The 21,825-nt window shown below is 61.9% G+C and carries 23 protein-coding genes and 1 tRNA gene; all 24 read right to left on the reverse strand.

What is annotated here, in order from left to right:
• Nucleotides 1-5: 5 nt before the first annotated feature.
• The gene (gene rpsQ / locus K1X71_10975) at nucleotides 6-317 is read right to left on the reverse strand and encodes a 30S ribosomal protein S17 (protein MBX7073659.1); all 312 of its coding nucleotides are present in this window, start codon (nucleotides 315-317) and stop codon (nucleotides 6-8) included.
• Nucleotides 318-366: 49 nt separating this feature from the next.
• Nucleotides 367-576, reverse strand: coding sequence for a 50S ribosomal protein L29 (gene rpmC / locus K1X71_10980; protein ID MBX7073660.1), 210 nt, complete (start codon nucleotides 574-576; stop codon nucleotides 367-369).
• A 6-nt stretch (nucleotides 577-582) separates the two neighbouring features.
• Complete coding sequence (gene rplP, locus K1X71_10985; GenBank protein ID MBX7073661.1) at nucleotides 583-1,008, reverse strand: 50S ribosomal protein L16; 426 nt, start codon at nucleotides 1,006-1,008, stop codon at nucleotides 583-585.
• Complete coding sequence (rpsC, locus tag K1X71_10990; GenBank protein ID MBX7073662.1) at nucleotides 947-1,648, reverse strand: 30S ribosomal protein S3; 702 nt, start codon at nucleotides 1,646-1,648, stop codon at nucleotides 947-949. The genes rplP and rpsC overlap by 62 nt, the downstream gene beginning before the upstream one ends.
• Nucleotides 1,649-1,720: 72 nt before the next feature.
• Nucleotides 1,721-2,053 carry a 50S ribosomal protein L22 gene (rplV, locus tag K1X71_10995; protein MBX7073663.1) on the reverse strand — a complete coding sequence of 111 codons (333 nt, stop codon included), beginning with the start codon at nucleotides 2,051-2,053 and terminating at the stop codon, nucleotides 1,721-1,723.
• A gap of 45 nt (nucleotides 2,054-2,098) precedes the next feature.
• Entirely contained in the window at nucleotides 2,099-2,368 is a 270-nt protein-coding gene (gene rpsS, locus K1X71_11000; GenBank protein MBX7073664.1) for a 30S ribosomal protein S19, read from the reverse strand.
• A gap of 92 nt (nucleotides 2,369-2,460) precedes the next feature.
• Nucleotides 2,461-3,318 carry a 50S ribosomal protein L2 gene (gene rplB, locus K1X71_11005; GenBank protein MBX7073665.1) on the reverse strand — a complete coding sequence of 286 codons (858 nt, stop codon included), beginning with the start codon at nucleotides 3,316-3,318 and terminating at the stop codon, nucleotides 2,461-2,463.
• Between the two features lie 33 nt (nucleotides 3,319-3,351).
• Nucleotides 3,352-3,699 carry a 50S ribosomal protein L23 gene (rplW, locus tag K1X71_11010; protein ID MBX7073666.1) on the reverse strand — a complete coding sequence of 116 codons (348 nt, stop codon included), beginning with the start codon at nucleotides 3,697-3,699 and terminating at the stop codon, nucleotides 3,352-3,354.
• Between the two features lie 16 nt (nucleotides 3,700-3,715).
• Complete coding sequence (rplD, locus tag K1X71_11015; GenBank protein MBX7073667.1) at nucleotides 3,716-4,372, reverse strand: 50S ribosomal protein L4; 657 nt, start codon at nucleotides 4,370-4,372, stop codon at nucleotides 3,716-3,718.
• Nucleotides 4,373-4,424: 52 nt separating this feature from the next.
• Nucleotides 4,425-5,078 carry a 50S ribosomal protein L3 gene (gene rplC / locus K1X71_11020; GenBank protein MBX7073668.1) on the reverse strand — a complete coding sequence of 218 codons (654 nt, stop codon included), beginning with the start codon at nucleotides 5,076-5,078 and terminating at the stop codon, nucleotides 4,425-4,427.
• Between the two features lie 209 nt (nucleotides 5,079-5,287).
• Nucleotides 5,288-5,617 (reverse strand): 30S ribosomal protein S10, encoded by a 330-nt coding sequence (gene rpsJ / locus K1X71_11025; protein ID MBX7073669.1) that lies wholly within the window; start codon nucleotides 5,615-5,617, stop codon nucleotides 5,288-5,290.
• Between the two features lie 167 nt (nucleotides 5,618-5,784).
• The gene (gene fusA, locus K1X71_11030; GenBank protein MBX7073670.1) at nucleotides 5,785-7,863 is read right to left on the reverse strand and encodes an elongation factor G; all 2,079 of its coding nucleotides are present in this window, start codon (nucleotides 7,861-7,863) and stop codon (nucleotides 5,785-5,787) included.
• A 193-nt stretch (nucleotides 7,864-8,056) separates the two neighbouring features.
• On the reverse strand, nucleotides 8,057-8,524 hold the full coding sequence (gene rpsG, locus K1X71_11035) for a 30S ribosomal protein S7 (protein ID MBX7073671.1): 468 nt from the start codon (nucleotides 8,522-8,524) through the stop codon (nucleotides 8,057-8,059).
• 53 nt (nucleotides 8,525-8,577) lie between these two features.
• Nucleotides 8,578-8,946 (reverse strand): 30S ribosomal protein S12, encoded by a 369-nt coding sequence (rpsL, locus tag K1X71_11040; protein ID MBX7073672.1) that lies wholly within the window; start codon nucleotides 8,944-8,946, stop codon nucleotides 8,578-8,580.
• Between the two features lie 156 nt (nucleotides 8,947-9,102).
• The gene (gene rpoC / locus K1X71_11045) at nucleotides 9,103-13,449 is read right to left on the reverse strand and encodes a DNA-directed RNA polymerase subunit beta' (protein ID MBX7073673.1); all 4,347 of its coding nucleotides are present in this window, start codon (nucleotides 13,447-13,449) and stop codon (nucleotides 9,103-9,105) included.
• 71 nt (nucleotides 13,450-13,520) lie between these two features.
• The gene (rpoB, locus tag K1X71_11050) at nucleotides 13,521-17,231 is read right to left on the reverse strand and encodes a DNA-directed RNA polymerase subunit beta (GenBank protein MBX7073674.1); all 3,711 of its coding nucleotides are present in this window, start codon (nucleotides 17,229-17,231) and stop codon (nucleotides 13,521-13,523) included.
• Between the two features lie 411 nt (nucleotides 17,232-17,642).
• Nucleotides 17,643-18,062 carry a 50S ribosomal protein L7/L12 gene (gene rplL, locus K1X71_11055; protein ID MBX7073675.1) on the reverse strand — a complete coding sequence of 140 codons (420 nt, stop codon included), beginning with the start codon at nucleotides 18,060-18,062 and terminating at the stop codon, nucleotides 17,643-17,645.
• A gap of 150 nt (nucleotides 18,063-18,212) precedes the next feature.
• Nucleotides 18,213-18,815, reverse strand: coding sequence for a 50S ribosomal protein L10 (gene rplJ, locus K1X71_11060; protein MBX7073676.1), 603 nt, complete (start codon nucleotides 18,813-18,815; stop codon nucleotides 18,213-18,215).
• A 93-nt stretch (nucleotides 18,816-18,908) separates the two neighbouring features.
• Nucleotides 18,909-19,589, reverse strand: coding sequence for a 50S ribosomal protein L1 (rplA, locus tag K1X71_11065; protein MBX7073677.1), 681 nt, complete (start codon nucleotides 19,587-19,589; stop codon nucleotides 18,909-18,911).
• Nucleotides 19,590-19,649: 60 nt separating this feature from the next.
• Complete coding sequence (rplK, locus tag K1X71_11070) at nucleotides 19,650-20,075, reverse strand: 50S ribosomal protein L11 (protein ID MBX7073678.1); 426 nt, start codon at nucleotides 20,073-20,075, stop codon at nucleotides 19,650-19,652.
• 68 nt (nucleotides 20,076-20,143) lie between these two features.
• A complete protein-coding gene (gene nusG / locus K1X71_11075) occupies nucleotides 20,144-20,866 on the reverse strand; it encodes a transcription termination/antitermination protein NusG (protein ID MBX7073679.1) in 723 nt (240 codons plus the stop codon).
• A 134-nt stretch (nucleotides 20,867-21,000) separates the two neighbouring features.
• Nucleotides 21,001-21,438, reverse strand: coding sequence for a preprotein translocase subunit SecE (gene secE, locus K1X71_11080; GenBank protein ID MBX7073680.1), 438 nt, complete (start codon nucleotides 21,436-21,438; stop codon nucleotides 21,001-21,003).
• 97 nt (nucleotides 21,439-21,535) lie between these two features.
• A tRNA-Trp gene (locus tag K1X71_11085) sits at nucleotides 21,536-21,608 on the reverse strand.
• Between the two features lie 112 nt (nucleotides 21,609-21,720).
• Nucleotides 21,721-21,825: elongation factor Tu (locus tag K1X71_11090; protein MBX7073681.1), on the reverse strand; the 105-nt coding region annotated here is incomplete at its 5' end.

Raw genomic sequence — 21,825 nt, forward strand, 5'->3', positions numbered from 1 at the left:
CGCTGCTAAGCCGACTCGATTTCCGACTCTGTCTTGGCACGGGCGGCGGCCCGCATGGCGGCAATGTCCACCCCGCGGTTCTTGGCGACCACGCGGACCAGATCCCAGCACTTGGTGCGGCTGCGCGGCTGCGTCTCGACGATCTCCACCGTGTCGCCCTGCGCGGACTCATTGTTTTCGTCATGCACATGGCAAACGGTGCGCCGCCGCACGTACTTGCCGTACTGCGGATCCTTCACCAAGCGCTGAATCTCCACGCGCCGGGTCTTGGTCGCCTTATCGCTGGTGACGACGCCGATCAAAATTCGCTTGGGCATGGCTTGCGGTTCCTGCCAACTTGCCGTCGCGGCAAGCTGTTTCCTTCGGTTAGTTCTGCGCGGCCTGCTGCCGGGCGCGCTGGTTTTTGACGGTATGGATGCGGGCAATCAGGCGGCGATGCTTGCGCAGTTCGCTGGGGGCGTCGAGCTTTTCGGTCTGCGACTGGATGCGCAGTCGAAACAGCGTTTCCGACGTCTCCTGGAGCATCAGGCCCAGTTGCTCGTCGCTCATTTCTCGCAATTCGCTGGCTTTGCTCATTGGCGGCTAGGCTCCATGCATGGGACGACGCTTGAGGAACCGCACCGACATCGGCATCTTGTGCGCGAGCCGCTGCAGGCACAGCCGCGCGGCTTCTTCCGACACGCCACCGATCTCGTACAGCACGGTTCCCGGACGAATCACCGCGGCCCAATACTCCGGCTCTCCCTTGCCTTTACCCATGCGGGTTTCCAGGGGGATGGAGGTGATGGGCTTGTGCGGAAACACGCGGATATAAAGGCGACCCTCGGTGCGCAGATATTGCTGCGCCGCGATACGGCCGGCCTCGATGGTCTGCGCGCTGAGATAACCGCCTTGCGTGGCTTGCAAACCAAAGTCGCCAAAGACGACCCGGTTGCCACGCTGCGCGTCACCTCTTATACGTCCTCTTTGGCTTTTTCGGTGCTTGACCCTCTTGGGCATCAGCGCCATGAGCCGTCTCCTCGTCTTGATACATGCCTTGGTTCACCCACACCTGCACGCCGATATGCCCCTGCGGCGTCTTGGCCTCGGTGAAACCGTAATCGATTTTTGCCCGCAACGTGGACAGCGGAATGGACCCGGCGCTCTGCTTTTCGCAGCGAGCCATTTCGGCGCCGCCCAAGCGGCCGGCGAGTTGAATCTTGATGCCTTTAGCGCCCGCGTCCATGGTTTGCTCCATCGCCCGCTTCATGGTGCGGCGAAAGCTGGAGCGTTTGGCCAATTGGTCGGCGATGTCCTCAGCCACCAGTTGGGCGTAGATCTCGGGGCGCGTGATCTCCTCGATCTTGATGTTCACACGGCGGCCGATCAGGCCCTGCAACTCTTCTTGCAACCGTTCGACCTCCTGGCCCTTGCGGCCAATGAGCACGCCGGGCCGCGCGGTGAACAGGATCACCTTCACCTCGTCGCGGGTGCGCTCGATCTGGATTTGCGGAATGCCGGCGAAGCGATACTTGCCTTTGATGAACTTGCGGATCTTGAAATCCTCGATCAGTAGCTCGCTGAACTCCTTCTTGGAGGCATACCAGCGGCTCTTCCAGCCTTCCATGATGCCGACGCGAAAGCCGCGTGGATTGACTTTTTGGCCCATGCTTAGCTCGGTTTTCTTGGCGAGTGTGAATGCCGGTCGGCGAGGTATGAATGAAACGATTGGGCGTCGAAACTACTTGGCGTCGAGCGCCACTTTGATGTGGCAGGTGCGCTTTTTGATCATAAAAGCCATGCCGCGGGCACGCGGTCGAATGCGCTTGAACATGGGGCCGCCATCGACGCGAGCGTCGATCACGACCAGGTGATTGGGGTTGGCAGCTCGTTGATCCTCGGCGTTGCCCAGCGCGCTTTTGAGGACCTTTTCCAGCAGCCGCGCGCCGCGCTGCGGCTGATAGCGCAGAATGTTCAGCGCGTCGTCGGCGGACTTGCCGCGAATCAAGTTCGCCAACGGCCGCACCTTTTGGGCGCTCATGCGGGCGAATCGGTGTGTTGCTTCGTATGCCATGATCGATTTCCTCAGCGCGGTCCGGCAGGCGGACGCGGTTATCTGCTACTTCTTGCCCTTCGTGCCGTGGCCGCGGAAGGTTCGGGTGGGGGCGAACTCGCCCAGCTTATGCCCGACCATTTCCTCGGTGACGAACACCTTTTGATGCACCTTGCCGTTGTGCACCAAGAAAGTATGGCCGACAAACTCCGGCACAATGGTGCAGGCCCGGGCCCAGGTCTTGAGCTCGCGCTTGGCGCCATCCGAGTTGAGGCGGTCGACCTTGAGGTACAACTTCGCGTCGACGTACGGGCCCTTTTTTAACGACCTTCCCATGAGATTCCTGTTTGCCGACTGTTTTGCCTAGGGACGAGACTTTCTCAACTCTCGACCGTCAGTGCTTCTTGATTTGGTAATCACTGCCAAAGTTAGCCAATCTTGATAATGCCGTAACGACGCGAGCGGCGACGTCGCACAATCGCGGCGTTCGACGGCTTGCGACGCTTGCGGGTGCTGCCGCCCTTGGTGGGCTTGCCCGTGGGACTCACCGGATGCCGTCCACCCTTGGTGCGTCCCTCGCCACCGCCGTGCGGGTGATCGATGGGGTTCATGGCAGTGCCGCGCACATGCGGGCGGCGGCCCAGCCAGCGCTTGCGCCCTGCCTTGCCAAGCGTGATGTTCATGTGATCGGCGTTGCCGATGGCGCCGATGGTGGCACGGCAGATCGCTGGGATGCGGCGGATTTCGCCGCTGGGCAGCGTGATCTGAGCCCAGTTCGCGTCGCGGGCCGCCAACACGGCGCTGGCGCCGGCGGAGCGGCAGATTTGTCCGCCGCGACCGGGCTTCATCTCGATGTTGTGAATTGTCAGGCCGAGCGGGATAGCGCTCATCGGCAGGCTATTGCCGACGTTTGGGGGCGCTTCGGCGCCGCTTTGCACCGTGGCGCCGACCACCAGGCCCTGCGGGGCCAGGATGTAGCGCTTCTCGCCGTCGACATAGTGCAACAAGGCGATGCGGGCCGAGCGATTGGGATCGTACTGGATCGAGTCGACGCGAGCCGGCACGCCGTCTTTATCGCGTTTGAAGTCCACCAGGCGGTAGGCTCGCTTGTGGCCGCCGCCGCGATGACGGGCGGTGACTTTGCCTTGGTTGTTGCGGCCACCGGTCTTCTTGAGCGGGCGCAGCAGGCTCTTCTCCGGCTTGGCGCCGGGAGTCAGGTCGGCAAAATCGCTCACCGACGCGCCGCGGCGGCCTGGCGATGTGGGGTTGTAGCGACGGATGCCCATGGCAGTGTGATCTCTGTCTACGTGTGTCAGTGTTTAGAAGAAGTCGATGCGGTGCTCGGAGTGGAGCTTGACAATCGCCTTCTTCCAATCGCCGGTGCGCCCCACGCGAAAACGATTGCGACGCGGCTTGCCCTTGCGGTTCTGCGTGTTGACGCCCAATACCTTGACGTTGAACAGTTCTTCGACGGCGCGGCGAATGTCTTCTTTAGTCGCCAACGGATTGACCCGAAAGGAGTAGGCGTTTTGCCGCGTCGAGCGGTGCATGCCCTTCTCGGTGACCAGCGGGCGCAACAGCACTTGATGCGACTTGAGTTGCACGCCGGCCAGCGACTCGGGTGGAGCCGGCGGCGCCGCGGTGGGGGTTGCTTGCTCTTTGGCCATGACTTCCTCGTTTGTTCTATGCAGTCGCCTTGGCGCCAGTCGAAGCCTGCGCGGCCTTGTCGCGAATCGCGTCGAGCGCGGCGCGAGTAATCAGCAGCCGCCGCGCCGCAAGCACGGTGTAGGCGTTGAGATCAGCGGCCGGCGAGACCGACACCTGCTCGATGTTGCGAGCGCTCTTGTACACGTTGACGTCGTGATCGGCGGTGGCGACCAGCACGCGATTGCCGTCGATCTTGAGCGCCTTGAGCACCAGCGCCATGTCTTTGGTGCGGGGCGACTCGAATTTGAGATCGTCGATCACCACCACCTGCTCGTCGCGCAGCTTGGAGGCCAGGGCCATCCGCGTGGCCAACTGCAGCGCCTTGCGGGGCAACCGGTAGCCATAATCGCGCGGACGCAAGGCGAAGATGTGACCGCCGCCGCGACGCGTGCCGCTGCGCCGCGAGCCGGCGCGGGCGTTGCCCGTCCCCTTTTGGCGATACAGCTTCTTGGTCGACCCGGCCACCTCGGCGCGGGTCTTGGTGCGGTGGCTGCCTTGTCGCAGGTTCGCCTGATACATGACCACGGCGTCGTGCAGGAGCTGCCGATTGACGCGCGGCGCGAGCTGCGCGGGGTCGAGGTCGTACTTGCCAACCTCGCGACCAGTTCGATCAAAAATGGGCAGACTTGCCATGACTCGCTCGATCCTATCCCTTCGATCAGCGCCGGTGCGCCAATCGCCTTGCCTATAGCTTGTTCGACTCGCGAATGAGGACGTACCCGCCGTTCGGCCCCGGCACCGCGCCACGGACCAACAGCAGGTTGTTGTCGGCGTCGATCCGCACCACCTTCAGGTTGCGCACCGTGCACTGCGCGTTGCCGTACTGGCCGGCCATGCGACGCCCCTTTTGCACGTGCCCCGGAAACTGGCTTTGGCCGATCGAGCCCGCGTGGCGATGCACCTTCTTGACGCCGTGCGACGCGCGCTGGCCGCTGAAATTGTGCCGCTTCATCACGCCGGCGGTGCCGCGCCCCTTGGAGGTGCCGATCACATCGACGGCGGCGACCCCCTCAAAGACGTTGACCTTGAGTTCCTGGCCAACCTGCACGTCGCCCACTTCGCCGGTGATCTCGCGAATGAATCGTTTGGGCTCGCAGTCGGCCTTGGCCACGGCAGTCGCGCCCGCAGCGGAGCGGCGCTTTTGTTGCTTGCTATCGAGCTTGGCGACATGGCCGCGCTCGCTGCGACTGGCCAAGCGGCGGGGCTTATCAAGAAAGCCCAATTGAACGGCGGCATATCCATCGCTGTCGGCGGTGCGCAACTGGAGGACATGACAGGGACCGGCAGCCAATACCGTGACCGGGATCGCCTCGCCGGTCTCGTCAAATATCTGAGTCATCCCGACCTTACGGCCGAGCAATCCGATCGCCATCGTCGTTGCCTCGACTTTTGCGCTGCTCGCGGGACCCAGAGGCAATGCCTCTCGTTACCCGTCGAGCTTCCATTTCATATCTGCGAAAACCACCCGATTGCCGCAGCAACCAAGCGACTGAAGCACGCGGGCCCAGGTTCTGGCCCGATCGCGCTCTGGCGCCTGGAGTATTTTGATTAATGCCTGCTGGAAGCCTTGATCTTGATATCCACGCCCGCGGGCAAGCTGAGCTTGTTGAGCGCTTCGATCGTTTTGGCGGTCGATCGCACGATGTCGATCAGCCGCTTGTGCGTGCGAATCTCGAACTGCTGCCGCGCCTTTTTGTCGACGTGCGGACTCGACAAGACGGTGTAGCGCTCGATGCGTGTGGGCAGCGGAATGGGGCCATGCACTTCTGAGCCGGTTCGCTTGGCCGTATCGACGATCTCGGCCGCGCTTTGATCGAGCACGGCATGATCGTAGGCTTCCATACGGATGCGAATCGTCTCACTCGAATGACCAGCCACAATACGCTCCCAACACGACTTTCAACCAAGCCCGCAGCGGGCCAACTTGCGAAAACTTCCCACTGCATGGGGCCCACGCTCATGGGCGAATCAAAAATGTTAAGGGTTCCCCGATAGACTGTCAACGCCTGCAAATTGCAAGAAATACCGCTGCTCGCAGGGAATACTCACAAAAATTCCTTGAGGACCTCGGGCGGGGCGGGTCCGTAGGCCGCTGGCTCCATGGAGCAGCTTGCGCGTCCCTGGCTGAGCCCCCGCATGGCGCTGGAATAACCGAACAAGTTGGCCAACGGGGCCTCGGCCTCGACGAGCGCGTTTTTGCCGCGCATTTGAGTGCGATGGATGATCGCCCGCCGCTGCTGCAAGTCGCTGACAAAGTCGCCCAAGTTGTCCTCGGGCGTGGTGATCTCCAGCTTCATGATCGGTTCCAGCAGCACCACGCCGGCGCCGCGAATCGCCTTTTGAAAGGCGTCGGCCGTGGCGATGCGAAAGGCCAGTTCGCTGGACTCGCCTTCGCGCCAGTCGCCGCCAACGACGGTGAAATGCGTCTTCATCAGCGGATAGCCCAGCGACCCGCCCCCCGCCGCTTGCTCGCGCAGCACTTCCATCACCGCCGGCATCCAGAGTTCCGGAATCTGCTCCTCGGCCGCGCCGGTCGCGTCGACGACGATCGGCTTTTCGCCCAGGGTGAGAGGCGCGATGCGCAGCTTCACCTGCGCGTACAGCGTTTGGCCCGCTTGTTGACGCTGGCATTCGCCAACCACTTCGGTCGCGCGTTCGATGGTTTCGCGATAACTGACGCGTGGCTTGTGGACGCGCACGTTCAGGTTGTAGTCGCGGAGCAAGCGGTTCTTGATGATCTCCAAGTGCAACTCGCCCATGCCGCTGATGAGCGTTTGGCCGGTGTCTTCGTTCTCCTTGGCGCGAAACGTGGGATCTTGCCGCTTCATCATCTCCAGCGTGTCGGAAAGCTTTTTGCGCTCGGCGGAGCTTTCTGGCTCGATGGCCATCGAGATCACCGTTTCCGGAAACTGAATCGTCTCCAGCAAGATGGGGTGCTGCGAATCGCAGATGGTGTCGCCGGTGATGCTGGCGCGCAGGCCGATCACGCCGACAATGTCTCCCGCCTCGACCGTTTCGACCTGCGCGCGGCGATCGGCCTGGATGTGCCACAACTGGCTGACGTTCTCTTTCTTGTCCTTGCCGGGGTTGTAGACACGCGAGTTGCCTTTGAGTTGCCCGGAGTACACGCGCACAAAATGCAGATCGCCGTGGCGGGCCGCTTCGATCTTGAACACCAGCCCGCAAAATGGTTCGTCGGGAGACGGTTTGCGGCGTTCGACGGCGCCCTTCTTCTTGGGATTGACGCCTTCGACCGGCGGCACGTCGAGCGGGCTGGGCAGGTAGTCGGCCACGCCGTCGAGCAGTGGCTGCACCCCAATGTGATCGAGCGCGGAGCCGCAGAACACCGGCACCGCCAGGCGGTGCAGCGCCGCGTCGCGGAGCACTTGCCGAATGAGCGTTGGCGGCGCCGGCTCCTGGGCCAGCACGAGTTCGGCCAATTCGTTGGAAAAGTTGAAGAGCTGTTCTTCTAGCTGCTCGCGCCAGAGCTGCGCCTCGTCGATCATGTCGGCCGGAATTTCAGCCGTCTCGACCCGCGCGCCGTTGGTCTCGGGCGGAAACGTGAGCAGCTTCATCTCCACCAGGTCGATGATGCCGCGAAAGGCGTTGGCTTGATGGGGCGGGCCCGCGCCGACCGGTATCTGCACGGCGACGGGGTTCGCTTCCAGGCGTTCGCGAATCTCGTCGAGCGTTCCCTCGAAGTCGGCGCCTTCGCGATCGAGCTTATTGATGAACGCGATCCGCGGCACGCCGTATTTGTCGGCCTGGCGCCAGACCGTTTCGCTCTGCGCCTCGACCCCTTCGCGGGCGCTGAACACCACCACGCCGCCATCCAGCACGCGCAGGCTGCGCTCGACCTCGGCGGTGAAATCGACATGCCCGGGCGTGTCGATCAGGTTCACGGCCACGTCTTTCCACTGAAAGGTGACGCAGGCCGCGTTGATGGTGATGCCGCGCTGCTGCTCCTCGGGGTCGAAGTCGGTGATGGTGGTCCCTTTGTCGACCTCTCCCATCTTGTGGGTGGCGCCGGTGTAAAAGAGCATCCGCTCGGTGACGGTGGTCTTGCCGGCGTCGATATGGGCGATGATGCCGATGTTGCGAATTTGCTTGAGATCGCGAGCCATGACGAGGCCAGGCAGGGGTTGGAGGGTGTGGCGAGGCGGCCGGCGCCTGCTGCCCAGGGAGAATCCCCTTTCAAGACTCGCGGCGCCAGACTGTGGACTTGCGTTTTGTCGGCAACCTCAGTTGATGTTGGCGGGGCGCAAAAGAAACGCCGCGCGGGAATTGCAATCCGGCGCGGCGTGCGAATGTTCGAGCTTACCAGGCGAAATGCGCGAACGCCTTGTTGGCGTCGGCCATGCGATGCACATTCTCGCGGCGCGTGTAGGCGGCGCCTTCGCGCTTGTACGCGGCCAACAACTCGTCGGCCAGCTTCTGCGAGGAGGGGCGACCCTTCTTCTCACGCACGGCCAGGAGAATCCAGCGGATCGCCAGCGAAAGCTGACGATTGCGATTCACCTGCATTGGCACCTGGTAGGCGGCGCCGCCGACGCGGCGGCTGCGCACTTCCACTTCTGGCTTGACGTTCTCGATCGCCTGATTGAACACGTCGATCGGGTTGTTGCCCGAGCGCTCGTGAATTTGATCCATCGCATCGTAGAAAACGCGCTGCGCGGTGCTCTTTTCGCCGTCCCACATGAGGCAATTGACGAATTTGGAAACCAGCAACGAGTCGAAGCGGGGGTCGGGGCGAAGCGACTTGCGGCTGGCGGTAATGGAGCCCATGAGGGAAGTCCTGCGTGTTTTCGAGGCAGAATGTTAATTAGTCAGACGGGAGGCTACGACTTCTTGGCGCCGTAGCGGCTACGCGACTGCTTGCGACCTTGCACGCCGAGCGTGTCGAGGGCGCCGCGAACCACCTGATAGCGCACCCCCGGCAGATCGCGAACGCGACCGCCGCGGACCAGCACGATGGAGTGTTCTTGCAGCGTGTGGCCTTCGCCCGGGATATAGACAGTCACTTCTTTGCCATTGGAGAGCCGGACGCGGGCAATCTTGCGGAGCGCGGAATTCGGCTTCTTCGGCGTCATGGTCTTCACCTGAAGGCAGACGCCGCGCTTTTGCGGGCACGACTCGAGCACTGGCGATTTGCTGAACCGCCGCGGCTTCTTGCGTCGTTTACGCACCAATTGGTTGATCGTGGGCATTCATCTCTCGCAGTTTTCTTTTGCGCCCGCAGGACCGCATGTCGGTAGCGGACGAACCGATTGCCGGCGCGGGTCGGACCGGGGGCCGAAACTCGCGCGAATCAAATAAACTATCGGAACCGGGCCGCCTGTCAAGCGAGGATCCGGTCGGTCGAACTAGGGATTGGCGCCGGGCTGCGGCTCCGCTCCGCGGAAAATCGCTTCCAAGGCGGCCGTGCCGTCGCCGGCGGTCGACTTTTGCCCATTGTCGGTCTCGGCGCCGTCGGCCAGCAGCGGGAACTCGCGTTCCAGCAAGCTCGACTTCTCGGCGGCAATCGCCTGCAAGGCCTCGGGCCGAATCCGAACTTCCGACTCTTGATACGAGCGGAAGCCGGTGCCGGCGGGAATGAGGTGACCGAGAATCACGTTTTCCTTGAGCCCCACCAGCTTGTCGACCTTGCCGGCCAAAGCCGCCTCGGTGAGCACCTTGGTGGTCTCCTGGAAACTGGCGGCCGAGATGAAGCTGGCGCTTTGCACCGCCGCCTTGGTGATGCCGAGGAGTTGCGTGCTGGCAGTGGCCGGCTTGGGCCGCGCGCCGCGCACATTCTCGCCGCCCAACGTTTCGATCTGGGCGTTCACCTGCTCCAGCGCGTCCTTGGGCACAATGGCGCCGACTTCGAAATCGCCATCTCCCTTTTCGGAGATGCGCACACACTGCTGCAGCTTTTGGTTGGCCGCGCGGAACTCGAACTTGTCCATGATGCTGCCCGGCAGCAGACTGGTGTCGCCGACCGACTCGATCTTCACCTTGCGCAACATTTGCGCCACGATGATCTCGATGTGCTTGTCGTTGATTTCCACGCGCTGGCTGCGATAGACGTTCTGGATTTCGCGGGTGAGATACTGCTGCACGGCTTCTTCGCCCGAGATCCGCAAGATGTCGTGCGGCACCAAAGGACCGTCGACCAGCGCCTCGCCGGCCCGCACAAAGTCGCCGGCATGCACTCGCAAGTGCTTGCCGTGCGAAACCAGATGCTCACGCTCGATGCCCGACTCGCTGCGCACGATGATCGTTCGCTTGCCGCGGCGGCGTTCGCCCAGCAGTTCCACCGTGCCGTCGATCTCGGCGATGACGGCGGGGTCTTTGGGTTTGCGCGCCTCGAAGATTTCGGTCACGCGCGGCAGACCGCCGGTGATGTCCTGCGTACCGGAGACTTCGCGAGCTTGCTTGGCGAGCAAGGTGCCGGGGGAGATTAGTTGCCCTTCCTCGACTTCGAGATTCGCCTTTTCCGGCAGGTAGTAGAAGTCGAGAATCTTGCCGCTGGTGTCTTCGAGAATGATCTGCGGGTGCAGGTCTCCCTTGTGCTCCATGATCATGCGGCGGACGTGACCGCTGGGGTCTTTTTCGGCTCGCATGGTTTCGCCCTCGATGATGTCCTCGAAGCGGACGCGGCCGCCAACCTCGCCGAGGATCGGGATCGAGTGGGGGTCCCATTGGCAGAGCACCGTGCCGGGCTGCACCTCTTGGTTCTCCTCGACCAGGAGGGTGGCGCCAGCGGGAATCTCGTACTTTTCCAGCTCTCGGCCCTTGGGATCGAGGATCACGATTTCGCCGTTGCGACTGAGCACGATTTGCTGACCTTGGTCGTTGCGCACCACCTTGAGCCGCGTGCATTGCACGGCGCCCGCCTTCTTGGAGCGCAGTTCGCTCTCTTCCACCGCGCGAGCGGCGGTGCCGCCGATGTGGAACGTGCGCATGGTGAGCTGGGTGCCCGGCTCGCCGATGCTTTGCGCGGCGATGATGCCGACCGCCATGCCCTCTTCCACCAGCGACCCGGTGGACAGGTCCATGCCGTAGCACAATCGGCACACGCCGAGCGAAGCGTCGCAGGTCATGGCGCTGCGGACTTGGATACGTTCCAGCCCCAGTTCCTCGATGCGCCGAGCAACCTCGGCGGTGATCAGATCGTTTTCGCCGACAATCACCTCGTCGGTGATGGGGTTGACGATGTTCTGCCGGCTAACGCGGCCGCGGATGGAGTCGGCCAGCCGCACTTCGACCTTTTCACCTCGGTAGATCACCCCCTTGGTGATGCCTTGCGTGGTGCCGCAATCGTGCATGGTGATGACCACGTTTTGCGCCACGTCGGCCAACTTGCGGGTGAGATAACCCGAGTCGGCCGTCTTGAGCGCCGTGTCGGCCAAACCCTTGCGGGCGCCGTGAGTGGAGCTGAAGTACTCCAGCACGGTGAGCCCCTCGCGGAAGTTGGCCTTGATCGGCGTTTCGATAATCTTGCCGGACGGCTTGGCCATCAAACCGCGCATGCCCGCCAATTGGCGAATCTGCTCGACGCCGCCGCGGGCGCCGGAGTGGGCCATGAGGAAGATCGGATTGACGTAGCCATCGCTGCGGTAGTCGGTTTCCAGCTCGGCCATCATCTCGGTGGTGATGCGTTCGCGGGCGTGGGTCCAGGCGTCGAGAATCTGGTTGTAACGCTCACCCTCGGTGATCACGCCGCGTTGGTACAGCTTGTGAATCTTGAGGACGTTCTTTTCCGCCTCGGCGATGATCTTGGCCTTGGTGGGGGGGGTGATCAGATCATCGGTGGCGAACGACAAACCGCTCTGGGTGCTCCAGCGGAAACCCATGTGGTTCATTTCGTCGAGCAGATCGATGGTCTTGCGGCGACCCAGCATTTGGTAGCAGTCGGAGATGACCTTCGACAACTCGCTGGACCGCATCGGAATGTTGTAAAACGGCATGCCCTGCGGCAGGTGCATGTTGAAGATCACGCGGCCCACCGTGGTGGTGATGATCTGGCCTGGCGGTGCCGGCTCGGCGTCTCCCTCGGTCTTCAGCCGCCGTGTTGGCGGCAGCTTGACGCGAATCTTGGCGTGCGTGTGCACCACGCCCAGCGAGTGCGCTAGCTGCACCTCGTTGAGCGAGCTGAAGACCATGTTGTCGCCCTTGGCGACCGGGACGCCCATGGTCATGTAGTAGCAACCCATCACGATGTCTTGCGAGGGGCTGATGATCGGCGCGCCGTTGGCGGGGCTGAAGATGTTGTTGGTCGACATCAGCAGCGTGTGCGCCTCGACCTGGGCCTCGATCGATAGCGGCAAATGCACCGCCATCTGGTCGCCGTCGAAGTCGGCGTTGAAGCCTTTGCACACCAGCGGATGCAACTTGATCGCGTTGCCTTCGACCAGCACCGGCTCAAAGGCCTGAATGCCCATGCGGTGCAAGGTGGGAGCGCGATTGAGCATCACGGGATGATTGTGAATCACCTCTTCGAGGATATCCCAGACTTCCTCGTCTTTGCGCTCGAGCATCTTCTTGGCGCTCTTGATCGTGTCGGCGTGACCAAGCTCGCGCAAGCGGCGGATGATGAACGGTTGATACAGCTCCAGCGCGATCTTTTTGGGCAGGCCGCACTGGTGCAGTCGCAGGCTCGGACCCACCACGATGACGCTGCGCGCCGAGTAGTCAACGCGTTTGCCGAGCAGGTTTTCGCGGAAGCGCCCTTGCTTGCCCTTGATCATGTCGGTGAGCGACTTGAGCGGGCGATTGCTGGAGCCGAGCACCGGTCGCTTGCAGCGGTTGTTGTCGAACAGCGCGTCGACCGATTGCTGCAACATGCGCTTCTCGTTGCGAATAATGACCTCGGGGGCGTTGAGGTCGACCAGCTTCTTGAGGCGGTTGTTGCGGTTGATGATACGACGATACAAGTCGTTCAGATCGCTGGTGGCAAAGTTGCCGGAATCCAACAGCACCAGCGGGCGCAGATCGGGGGGAATCACCGGAATGACGTCGAGCACCATCCACTCGGGGCGGTTGTCGCTATCGCGAATCGACTCGACGATCTTGAGTCGGTTGATGTAGTCCTTTTGCTTTTGCTTGGAGCCGGTCTCGTTGAGCGCCACGCGCAGATCCTTGGAGAGCTGCACCAGCTCGAGCTTCATCAGCAGCTTGCGCACCGCCTCGGCGCCCATGTCGGCTTCAAATGAGCCTTCGCCGTATTGCTCGCGGGCGCTGCGGTACTCCTCTTCGGTGAGAAGCTGACGCTCCTTCAGCGGCGTGTCCTTGGGATCGATGACGACGTAGTCTTGAAAGTAGATCACCTTTTCCATGCTGGTGGTCTTCATGTCGAGCAAATTACCCAACCGGCTGGGCATCGCCTTGAAGAACCAGATATGCACGACCGGGGCCGCCAGTTCGATGTGGCCCATCCGCTTGCGGCGCACGCGGCTGTGCGTGATCTTCACGCCGCAGCGATCGCAGATCATGCCCTTGTACTTCATGCCGCGGTATTTGCCGCAGGCGCATTCCCAGTCTTTTTCCGGGCCAAAGATGCGCTCGCAGAACAAGCCGTCTTTTTCAGGACGGTAGGTGCGATAGTTGATCGTTTCGGGCTTCTTCACCTCGCCGAACGACCAGCTACGAATGTCGTGCGGGCGCGCGAGGCTGATTTTGACGGAGGCGTAGTCGTTGATGCGATCGTAAGAGCCTTCGGCGATACTCACTGATATTCTCCTGGGAGGGAGTTCACCTTGCGGTGGCGTGTTCGGTAGGTAGTGGCAAGGGGACGGTACGACTAAACGCGGCGCTTTTCCAACTGCATGTTGAGGGCCAGTCCACGGATTTCGTTGGTGAGCACGTCGAAGCTCGCCGGCGTGCCGGCCTCGAGCGTGTTCTCGCCCTTGACCATCGATTCGTAAATCTTGGTGCGGCCTTCGACGTCGTCGCTCTTGACGGTGAGCAGTTCTTGCAGGATGTACGCGGCGCCGTAGGCTTCCAGCGCCCAGACTTCCATTTCGCCAAAGCGCTGGCCGCCAAACCGCGCCTTGCCGCCCAACGGCTGCTGAGTAATGAGCGAGTAAGGACCGGTCGATCGGGCGTGCACCTTGTCGTCGACCAGGTGGTGCAGCTTCATCATGTAGATGTAGCCCACCGTGGTTTCTTGCTCCATCGGCTCGCCGGTGCGGCCATCGTAGAGTCGCGACTTGCCGTGCTTGGGCAGCTTGGCCACGTCGAGACACTCGTTGATTTCGCCTTCGCTGGCGCCGTCGAACACTGGCGTAATCGCCTGAAAGCCGAGCTTGGCGCCCGCCCAACCGAGGTGCGTTTCGAGAATCTGACCCACGTTCATACGGCTAGGCACGCCGAGCGGGTTGAGCATGATCTGCAGCGAAGTGCCATCGGCCAGAAACGGCATATCCTCGCGGGGCAGGATTTTGGCCACCACGCCTTTGTTGCCGTGCCGGCCGGCCATTTTGTCGCCCACGCTCACCACGCGCTTGGTGGCGATGTAGACCTTGACCATTTGCAGCACGCCGCTGCGCAGCTCGTCGCCGCGCTTCATCGAGTTGAGCTTGCGGTCGCGCTCGTCGATGGCCAGCTCCACTTGCGGCCACATCGTCTTATAGAGCTTTTCCACATCCGCTTTACGCTGCGGACTGCGGATTTCGATGTTGTCCAAGCGGAACCGGCCCGCCTGCTCGGCCACGAACTTGGACTCTTGGTCGCGCACCATGGCGTTGCCGTCTTCGTCGGTGAGCTGACGCTGGAGCACCTTTTCGATCTCGCCCACCATCTCGCCAAAGATCTGGGCGATCTTGCTGTTGCCTTCGGCCTCGGCGTCTTTGAGGGCCTTTTCGAACTGCCGGCGCTCGTCGTCCGAAAGGCTCATGCGGCGCGAGAACTTTTGCGTGTCGATCACGATTCCCTCGACGCCCGAGGGCACTTCGAGCGAATCGTTCTTCACGTCTTCGCCGGCGCGGCCAAAGATGGCGTGCAGCAGCTTTTCTTCCGGCGTCAGCTCGGTCTTGCTCTTGGGAGACACCTTACCGACCAGGATATCGCCCGGCCGCACATAAGTGCCGATCTGCACAATGCCGCTCTCATCGAGATTGCGCAGCGCCTTTTCGCTGACATTGGGAATATCGCGGGTGAATTCTTCGCGGCCCAGCTTGGTCTCGCGAATCTCGATGTCGAACTCCTCGATGTGAATCGAGGTGTAGGTGTCGTTTTGCACCAGCTCTTCGCTGATGATGATGGCGTCCTCGTAGTTGAAGCCGTCCCACGACATGAAGCCCACCAGCACATTGCGGCCCAGGGCCAGCTCGCCGTGGAAGGTGGCGGCGCCGTCGGCGATCACCTCGCCTTTTTCCACCTTTTGGCCCACTTTGATGATCGGCTTTTGGTTTTGGCAGGTTCGCTCATTGAGTCCGACGAACTTGCGCAGCGGGTACACATCGTCGCCAATTTCGATCCGCGAGGCGTCGACGTGCGTGATCGTCCCCTTGCGGCGGGCGCGAACAAGCATGCCCGAGTTACGGGCGACATCGCGTTCCATGCCAGTGGCGACGATCGGCGGCTCGGCCAAGAGCAGCGGCACGGCTTGCCGCTGCATGTTCGATCCCATGAGCGCGCGGTTGGCGTCGTCGTGCTCCAAGAAGGGAATCAGGCTGGCGGAGACGCCCACCATTTGGCACGGCGCCACATCGATGTATTGCACCTTGTCGACCGGCACCATCTCGAAGTCGGCGCGATGTCGGGCAATGATCGTGTCGCCCTGGATTTTGCCTTTTTCGATCGGCGCGTCGGCCGGGGCCACGAAGGCTTCGGCTTCTTGATCCGCGCGGAGCCAGACTACTTCCTCGGTGAGCTTGCCCTTGTTCACTTCGCGATAGGGAGTGACCAAAAAGCCGTACTCGTCGACCGTCGAATAGATGGCCAAGCTGGAGATCAAACCGATGTTCGTGCCTTCCGGCGTTTCGATCGGGCAAATGCGCCCGTAGTGCGAAATGTGCACGTCGCGGACTTCGAAGCCGGCGCGCTTGCGGTTCAAACCGCCTGGGCCCAGGGCCGACAAGCGACGCTCGTGGGTGAGCATCGACAGTGGATTGGTCTGATCGACCACTTGCGACAATTCGCCGCGGCCAAAGAAGTATTCGATCGCCGCCGAGACGCTTTTGGGATTGATCAGACTGCGCGGCGTCATGTCCTCGATGTCCTTGAGGCTCATCCGCTCCTGCACGGTGCGGCGCAGCTTCAAGAAGCCTTTGCGCAATTCGTCGGCCGCCAACTCGTCGATGGTGCGCAGGCGGCGATTGCCGAGGTGGTCGATGTCGTCCACTTCCGAGGCGTCGTCGTTGCTGCGCAGATTCAGCAGGTATTTGATGGACGCCATCAAATCCTCTGGCCGCAGCGTCATTTCGTTTTCGTTGACGGTGAGCCCCAGCTTGCGATTGATGCGGAAGCGTCCGACGCGCCCCAACCGGTAGCGGTTGGTGTCGAAGAACTTTTCGTGGAACAGGGCGCGGGCCTTTTCCAATTGCGGCGGATTGCCGGGCCGCAAGCGCTGATAAATTTTGAGCAGCGCTTCCTCGTGGCTGTTGGTCGCGTCTTCGGCCAGGCTATTGAAGATCAGCGGATCCTTGACGTTGGGCATCACCTCGACGCTGGACAAGCCCGACGAGCAGATCAGTTCGGCCGCGTTCTTGGTGATTCGCTGCCCCGCCTCGACAAGCACCTCGCCCGCCCGATCGGAGTTGGCGGGATATACGATGTCGTTGACGGCGATCTTGCCTTCGATCTTGCCGACGCTGCGACCGTCGTGAATCGTCTCGGTCGAGGTGTCGTAGAACATGCGGATGAGTTCGGCGTTGGTGCCGGACTTGGAATCCATCGCCCGCAGCAGGGTCATGGCCGAGAATTTGCCGCTCTGGTCGATGCGAACGCTCAGGCTGTCCTTCTTGGTGACGTTCAGTTCGATCCAACTGCCGCGCTCGGGGATGATGCGGCAGCTGTGCATGCGCTTGTCGCCCCCTTCGAGCTCGCTGACGAAGTCGATGCCGGGGCTGCGATGCAACTGGCTGACGACGACGCGCTCGGCGCCGTTGATGATGAACTCGCCGCCGCCCAACATGATTGGCATGTCGCCGAGATAAACCTCTTCTTCAATCGGCTGCTCTTTGGTGAGCCGCAGCCAGACCTTGAAGGGGCGGCCATAGGTGAGCCGCAACTGGCGGCACTCGTCGGGCTCGTAGCGCGGCTTGCCTAGCTCGTAGCGCAGATATTCCAGGCGCAGCGTCTTGTCGTAACTTTCGATCGGAAAGATTTCGCGCAGCACCCCTTCGATGCCGTGGTCCTTTCGCTTTTCCTGCGGGACCTCGAATTGCAAAAAGGTGTCGTAGCTCTTGGTTTGAATTTCCGTGAGATCAGGAATCGAGAAGCTCTCGAGCCCCGAGCCAAACCGACGAATCTCTTGCGGACGAATGCGACGTTCTGCCGGAACTGGCATGGAAATCTCGCTCCTTAAGATCTAACGGACCAAGTCAGCCGAAGGGCCGAGCAAGACCAACGTGAACCGCAGCCAGTGGTCCCAACCAAAGCCACTGCCGCGGGAGAGGAAGGCGCAGACACAGTTCGAGGGGCGCAGGGCCATATCGCCACCGCACACGCCTTCGACGCGGAACAATCGACCTGCGGCCTGCAAGTCGGTTGTTCGCTCCAGCGCAGCGCGCCAGCGAAAATAAGCCCATCCATATTGCGGGCGCAACAAGCCAAGCGGGTCTACCTAGGCCAACGACGCCGCTTCCGTGGCCGCCGGCCTAATTAAGGACGCAACGTCAATTGTTACGAATGTTCCAACAAAAACAACCCTTATGCTCAAACATTTTTCGTGTTCGGCACGCAGGATGCTGCCAAACGGCTATTTGATGGAGACGGTGGCGCCGTTTTCCTCCAGCTCCTTCTTGAGCTTGGCGGCGTCTTCCTTCGACATGCCTTCCTTCACCTTGCTCGGGGCGCCTTCGACCAGATCCTTGGCCTCTTTCAGGCCCAGACCCGTGGCCGCTCGCACCACCTTGATGACGTTGATCTTCTTGTCGCCGTGGGCTTCGAGAACAACATCGAACTCGGTCTTTTCCTCGGCGGCCGGGGCCGCGCCGCCACCCGCGCCAGCGCCGGGGGCCATCATCATCACGCCACCGCCAGCGGCGGCCTTGATGCCATGTACGTCTTCGAGGTAGTCGCTCAACTCCTTCGCTTCCTTGAGCGTGAGACCGACAATGCGGTCGCCAAGCTCCTTGGCGGAGGTGGAAAATTCTTTGGTCGCGGAATCAGTGGCCATGGGGGTCCTCGTCCTTTCTCGCTCTCTTGCCCGCGCGGCACGAATCGGCTGGCGACTCGTCGATGGTTGGGCCGATGTTGAAGTAGCTTATGGTGAAGTGGTTGAATGGATTGCTTGGTGGGTTGCCGCCCCGCGCACGGGCCGCCTGGGTTAGGCCCCTGCCTCGGGCGCAGGGGCATCAGCAGCAGCCGGCGGTGGATCGGCCGCAGTTTCGGCCGCCGGTTCGGTAGCGGCCTCGGCGCCAGCAGCCTTCTCTTTGATTTGGCTGGCTAGCGCGCCGCCCACGCTGGTGAGTTGAGCCGCTAGCGTGGCGCCTGGTCCCAAGATCTGGCCGACCAGTATCGACAGTTGCTCTTCGCGGCTGGGCCATTTGCTGACCTGCTCGACCTCGCCCGCCGACAGCGGCGCGCCGTCCATCACGCCGCCACGGGCGTGCAACTTGTCGTACTGCTTGTCCGCGGCCAGGCGCGTGATTTCTTTGGCCAGATCGACAATGTCGGTTCCGCCCCAGACGACGGCGGCGGGCCCGGCCAGTCCGTGAAACGCCGGCGCGAGCGACGTGCCTTCGACAGCACGGCGCGCCAAGCTGTTCTTGATCACCATCAGGTGCATTTGCTTGCCGCGCAACTCCATTCGCAGCCGGTGGCTACGATTGGCGTCCATACCGGCGACGCTCACCAGCAGGCAATCCTGGATTCCGTCGAGCCGCTCGCGCAGATCGCCGGTCATTAGTTCTTTTACGTATTTGCTCATGGGACACGCACTTTACTGTTTCGTCGCTCGTCGGCAAGGGGCCAACTGGCCATCGCGGCGCGAGCTTCGTTCATGGTCTTCCCTACAATCGGATCAGGCCGCCACCCCAATGCCTGGGCTCATCGTGGCGCTGATGGTAATGCTCTTCACATACTGGCCCTTGATCGCCGTCGGCTTGATGTTCAAGACGTAGTCGATGAAGGCGCGGATGTTTTCGGCCAACTTGTCGGCGTCGAAGCTCAGCTTGCCCGCCACGCCATGCACCACACCGCCGGCGTCGTTGCGGAACTCGACCTTGCCGGCCTTGTACTCGTTGACGGTCTTGGAGATTTCCGGAGTGACAGTGCCGGCGCGCGGCGACGGCATCAGGCCGCGCGGACCGAGCACTTTACCCAGCGGACCCACCAGCCCCATCATGTCGGGAGCGGCGATGCAGACGTCGAAGTCGGTCCAACCTTCGCGAATCTTCTTGGCCAGATCCTCGGCGCCAACTTCGGTCGCGCCGGCGGCCTTGGCCTGGTCGGCCAGATCCCCCTTGGCGAACACGACCACCCGCAGGCTCTTGCCAATGCCGTGCGGCAACACGACCGAGCCGCGCACGATCTGATCGGCCTGCTTGGCGTCGACCCCCAGTCGCATGGCGACTTCGACGGTTTGATCGAACTTGGTGTTGTTGAATTGCTTCAGCAAGGCGACGGCCTGGGGCAGCGCCATCGTGGTCTTGGGAGGCGCCTTCTTAACCAGGCCCTTCATGCGTTTTGATTGTTTGGCCATGAGTTGTGCTTGTTCTATGAGTCGCTGAAATAGATCGATTGAGTGTGCGAAACGGGCTGGTCAACCTTCGACGTTCAGGCCCATGCTGCGGGCAGTGCCCTCGACCATGCGGCGGGCATGATCGACGTCGCGCGAGTTGAGGTCGGCCATCTTGGTCTTCACGATTTCTTCCACCTGGGCGCGGGTGACCGTGCCGACTTTGTCTTTGTTGGGCACCCCCGATCCCTTGGCAATGCCCGCCGCCTGCTTGAGTAGCGCGGCCGCCGGTGGGCTCTTGGTCACGAAGTCAAAGCTGCGATCATTGAAGACCCGCACGACCACGGGGATCGGCATGCCGCCCGCATCGCGAGTGCGCTCGTTGAATTGCGAGACGAACTGGCCCAGATTGATGCCGTGCCGGCCCAGAGCGGTGCCGACCGGCGGCGCTGGAGTCGCCTGTCCGCCAGGGACCTGAAATTTCACTTCCGCGACAAGTTGCTTGGCCATTTTGCTCTCGGATTCGTGCTATTGCCGCATTGCGCGGCGCTGGGTTCGATGGTGGTTTGCTGCGCGCGTCAGATCGATTCGATCTGCCAATATTCGAGTTCCACAGGGGTCGAGCGGCCGAAAATGTTGATCATCACCGTCACGCGACCGTTGGTTTGGTCGATGTTGTCGACCTCTCCCTCGAAGTTCTCGAAGGTGCCTTCGTTGATCTTCACGCGATCGCCCGATTTGAAGCTGATCTTCAGCCGCGGCTGCTCCTCGGTCTTTTCTTCTTCCTTGGCGATCAGCTTGGAGACTTCATGCGGCAGCATGGGAATTGGCTTGCCGCCCGATCCCGTGAAGTCGCCGATGCCGGGGGTATCGCGGACGAGGAACCAGGTTTCCTCGGTGATCGACATGTGAATGACGATGTAGCCCGGATACAACTTGCGTTTGACGACCTTCTTTTTGCCGTTCTTGAACTCGGTGACCATCTCGGTGGGGACGATGATCTCCCCGAAATAGTCTTGCAGTCCGGCAATCGCCACGCGGCGCTGTAACCCGTCGGCAATGGTGTCCTCGCGGTTGCTCTGCACCTTGAGGATGTACCAATCTTTGTTGTTTGGATCGCCTTCCGGCTCATCGGGCTCCGGCAAGGGGGTAGGCTTGGCGGATTTTGTCGCCTTGGCTGGTTTGGTGGGCTTCGCCGCCGGCTCCGCGGCCACAGTCTCGACGATCTCGGGCGCCGCCGACTCGGCTTCGACCTGGGGTTCGCGCGCGGCGTCGACCGCCTGAGGTTCAGCGCTGCTCATCGCGCCGATCTCCTCCGACGGTGTCGCAGCGGCTCGTGGCTCCTCGCCCGGCGTGGTTTGCGACTCGTCGATCACGTTCGATTCCCCTTCCATACGTATGGGCTTGCACTACGATCCGCTGCGCCGCGCTCGGCTCAGGAAGTCACGCCGAGGAACGTCAGCAGATAGCTCCAAAAAAAGTCGTACAAGAACAGTGTGAGAGCCAAAAAGAAGATCGTGAACATCACCACGAACGTGCTGCGGAACAGCACGTCGCGCGTGGGCCACGATACCTTGTTCATCTCGGCTTCCACCGCAATCAAAAAGTCAGCGAATTGCGGCACGTTCACCGCGCGGTAGCAAATCCACAGACCGAGCGCCAAGAGCGCGGCCGGCACCAGGTATTGCAATTCGCGACGGCCGGACGGCTCCAGATAAACCATGAGTCGCCAACAGCCCAGCGCGCATCCCAAGGCTAGCGCCGCAAAGGTCATCTGCCGCATCATCCGACCCTGACTGCGCTTGTAGAGTCCCGTTTGGAACAGCGCACGCAGAATCGGATTGCCAGCGATTGTTTCGTCCTTGGAAGCCATCAGCTCCACCTGCGGGCGTGGCCCGCACTCGTTGTCCTAACTTAAGCCAACTTGTTCACGTCGCGGGCATCCCAACCCAACGACCGCAAGCGGCCAACAGGGGCGGCGGGAATCGAACTCGCAACCTCCGGTTTTGGAGACCGGCGCTCTGCCAATTGAGCTACACCCCTAGCTCGGCCCGGCGGGGGCCAAAAGACGCGGCCCGTCGCCGGGCCGCGTTGGTTTTCTGCTAACGAAGCATCGCCCCGCGGTGGCGGCGACGCTCCCATCGCGCGTTGTCGTTTACTCCAAGATCTTGGTGACCACGCCCGAACCGACCGTCTTGCCGCCTTCGCGAATGGCGAAGCGAACGCCATCGTCCATGGCGATCGGCGAGATCAGTTCGAC

The sequence above is a fragment of the Pirellulales bacterium genome (assembly GCA_019694455.1).
Classification (GTDB): domain Bacteria; phylum Planctomycetota; class Planctomycetia; order Pirellulales; family JAEUIK01; genus JAIBBY01.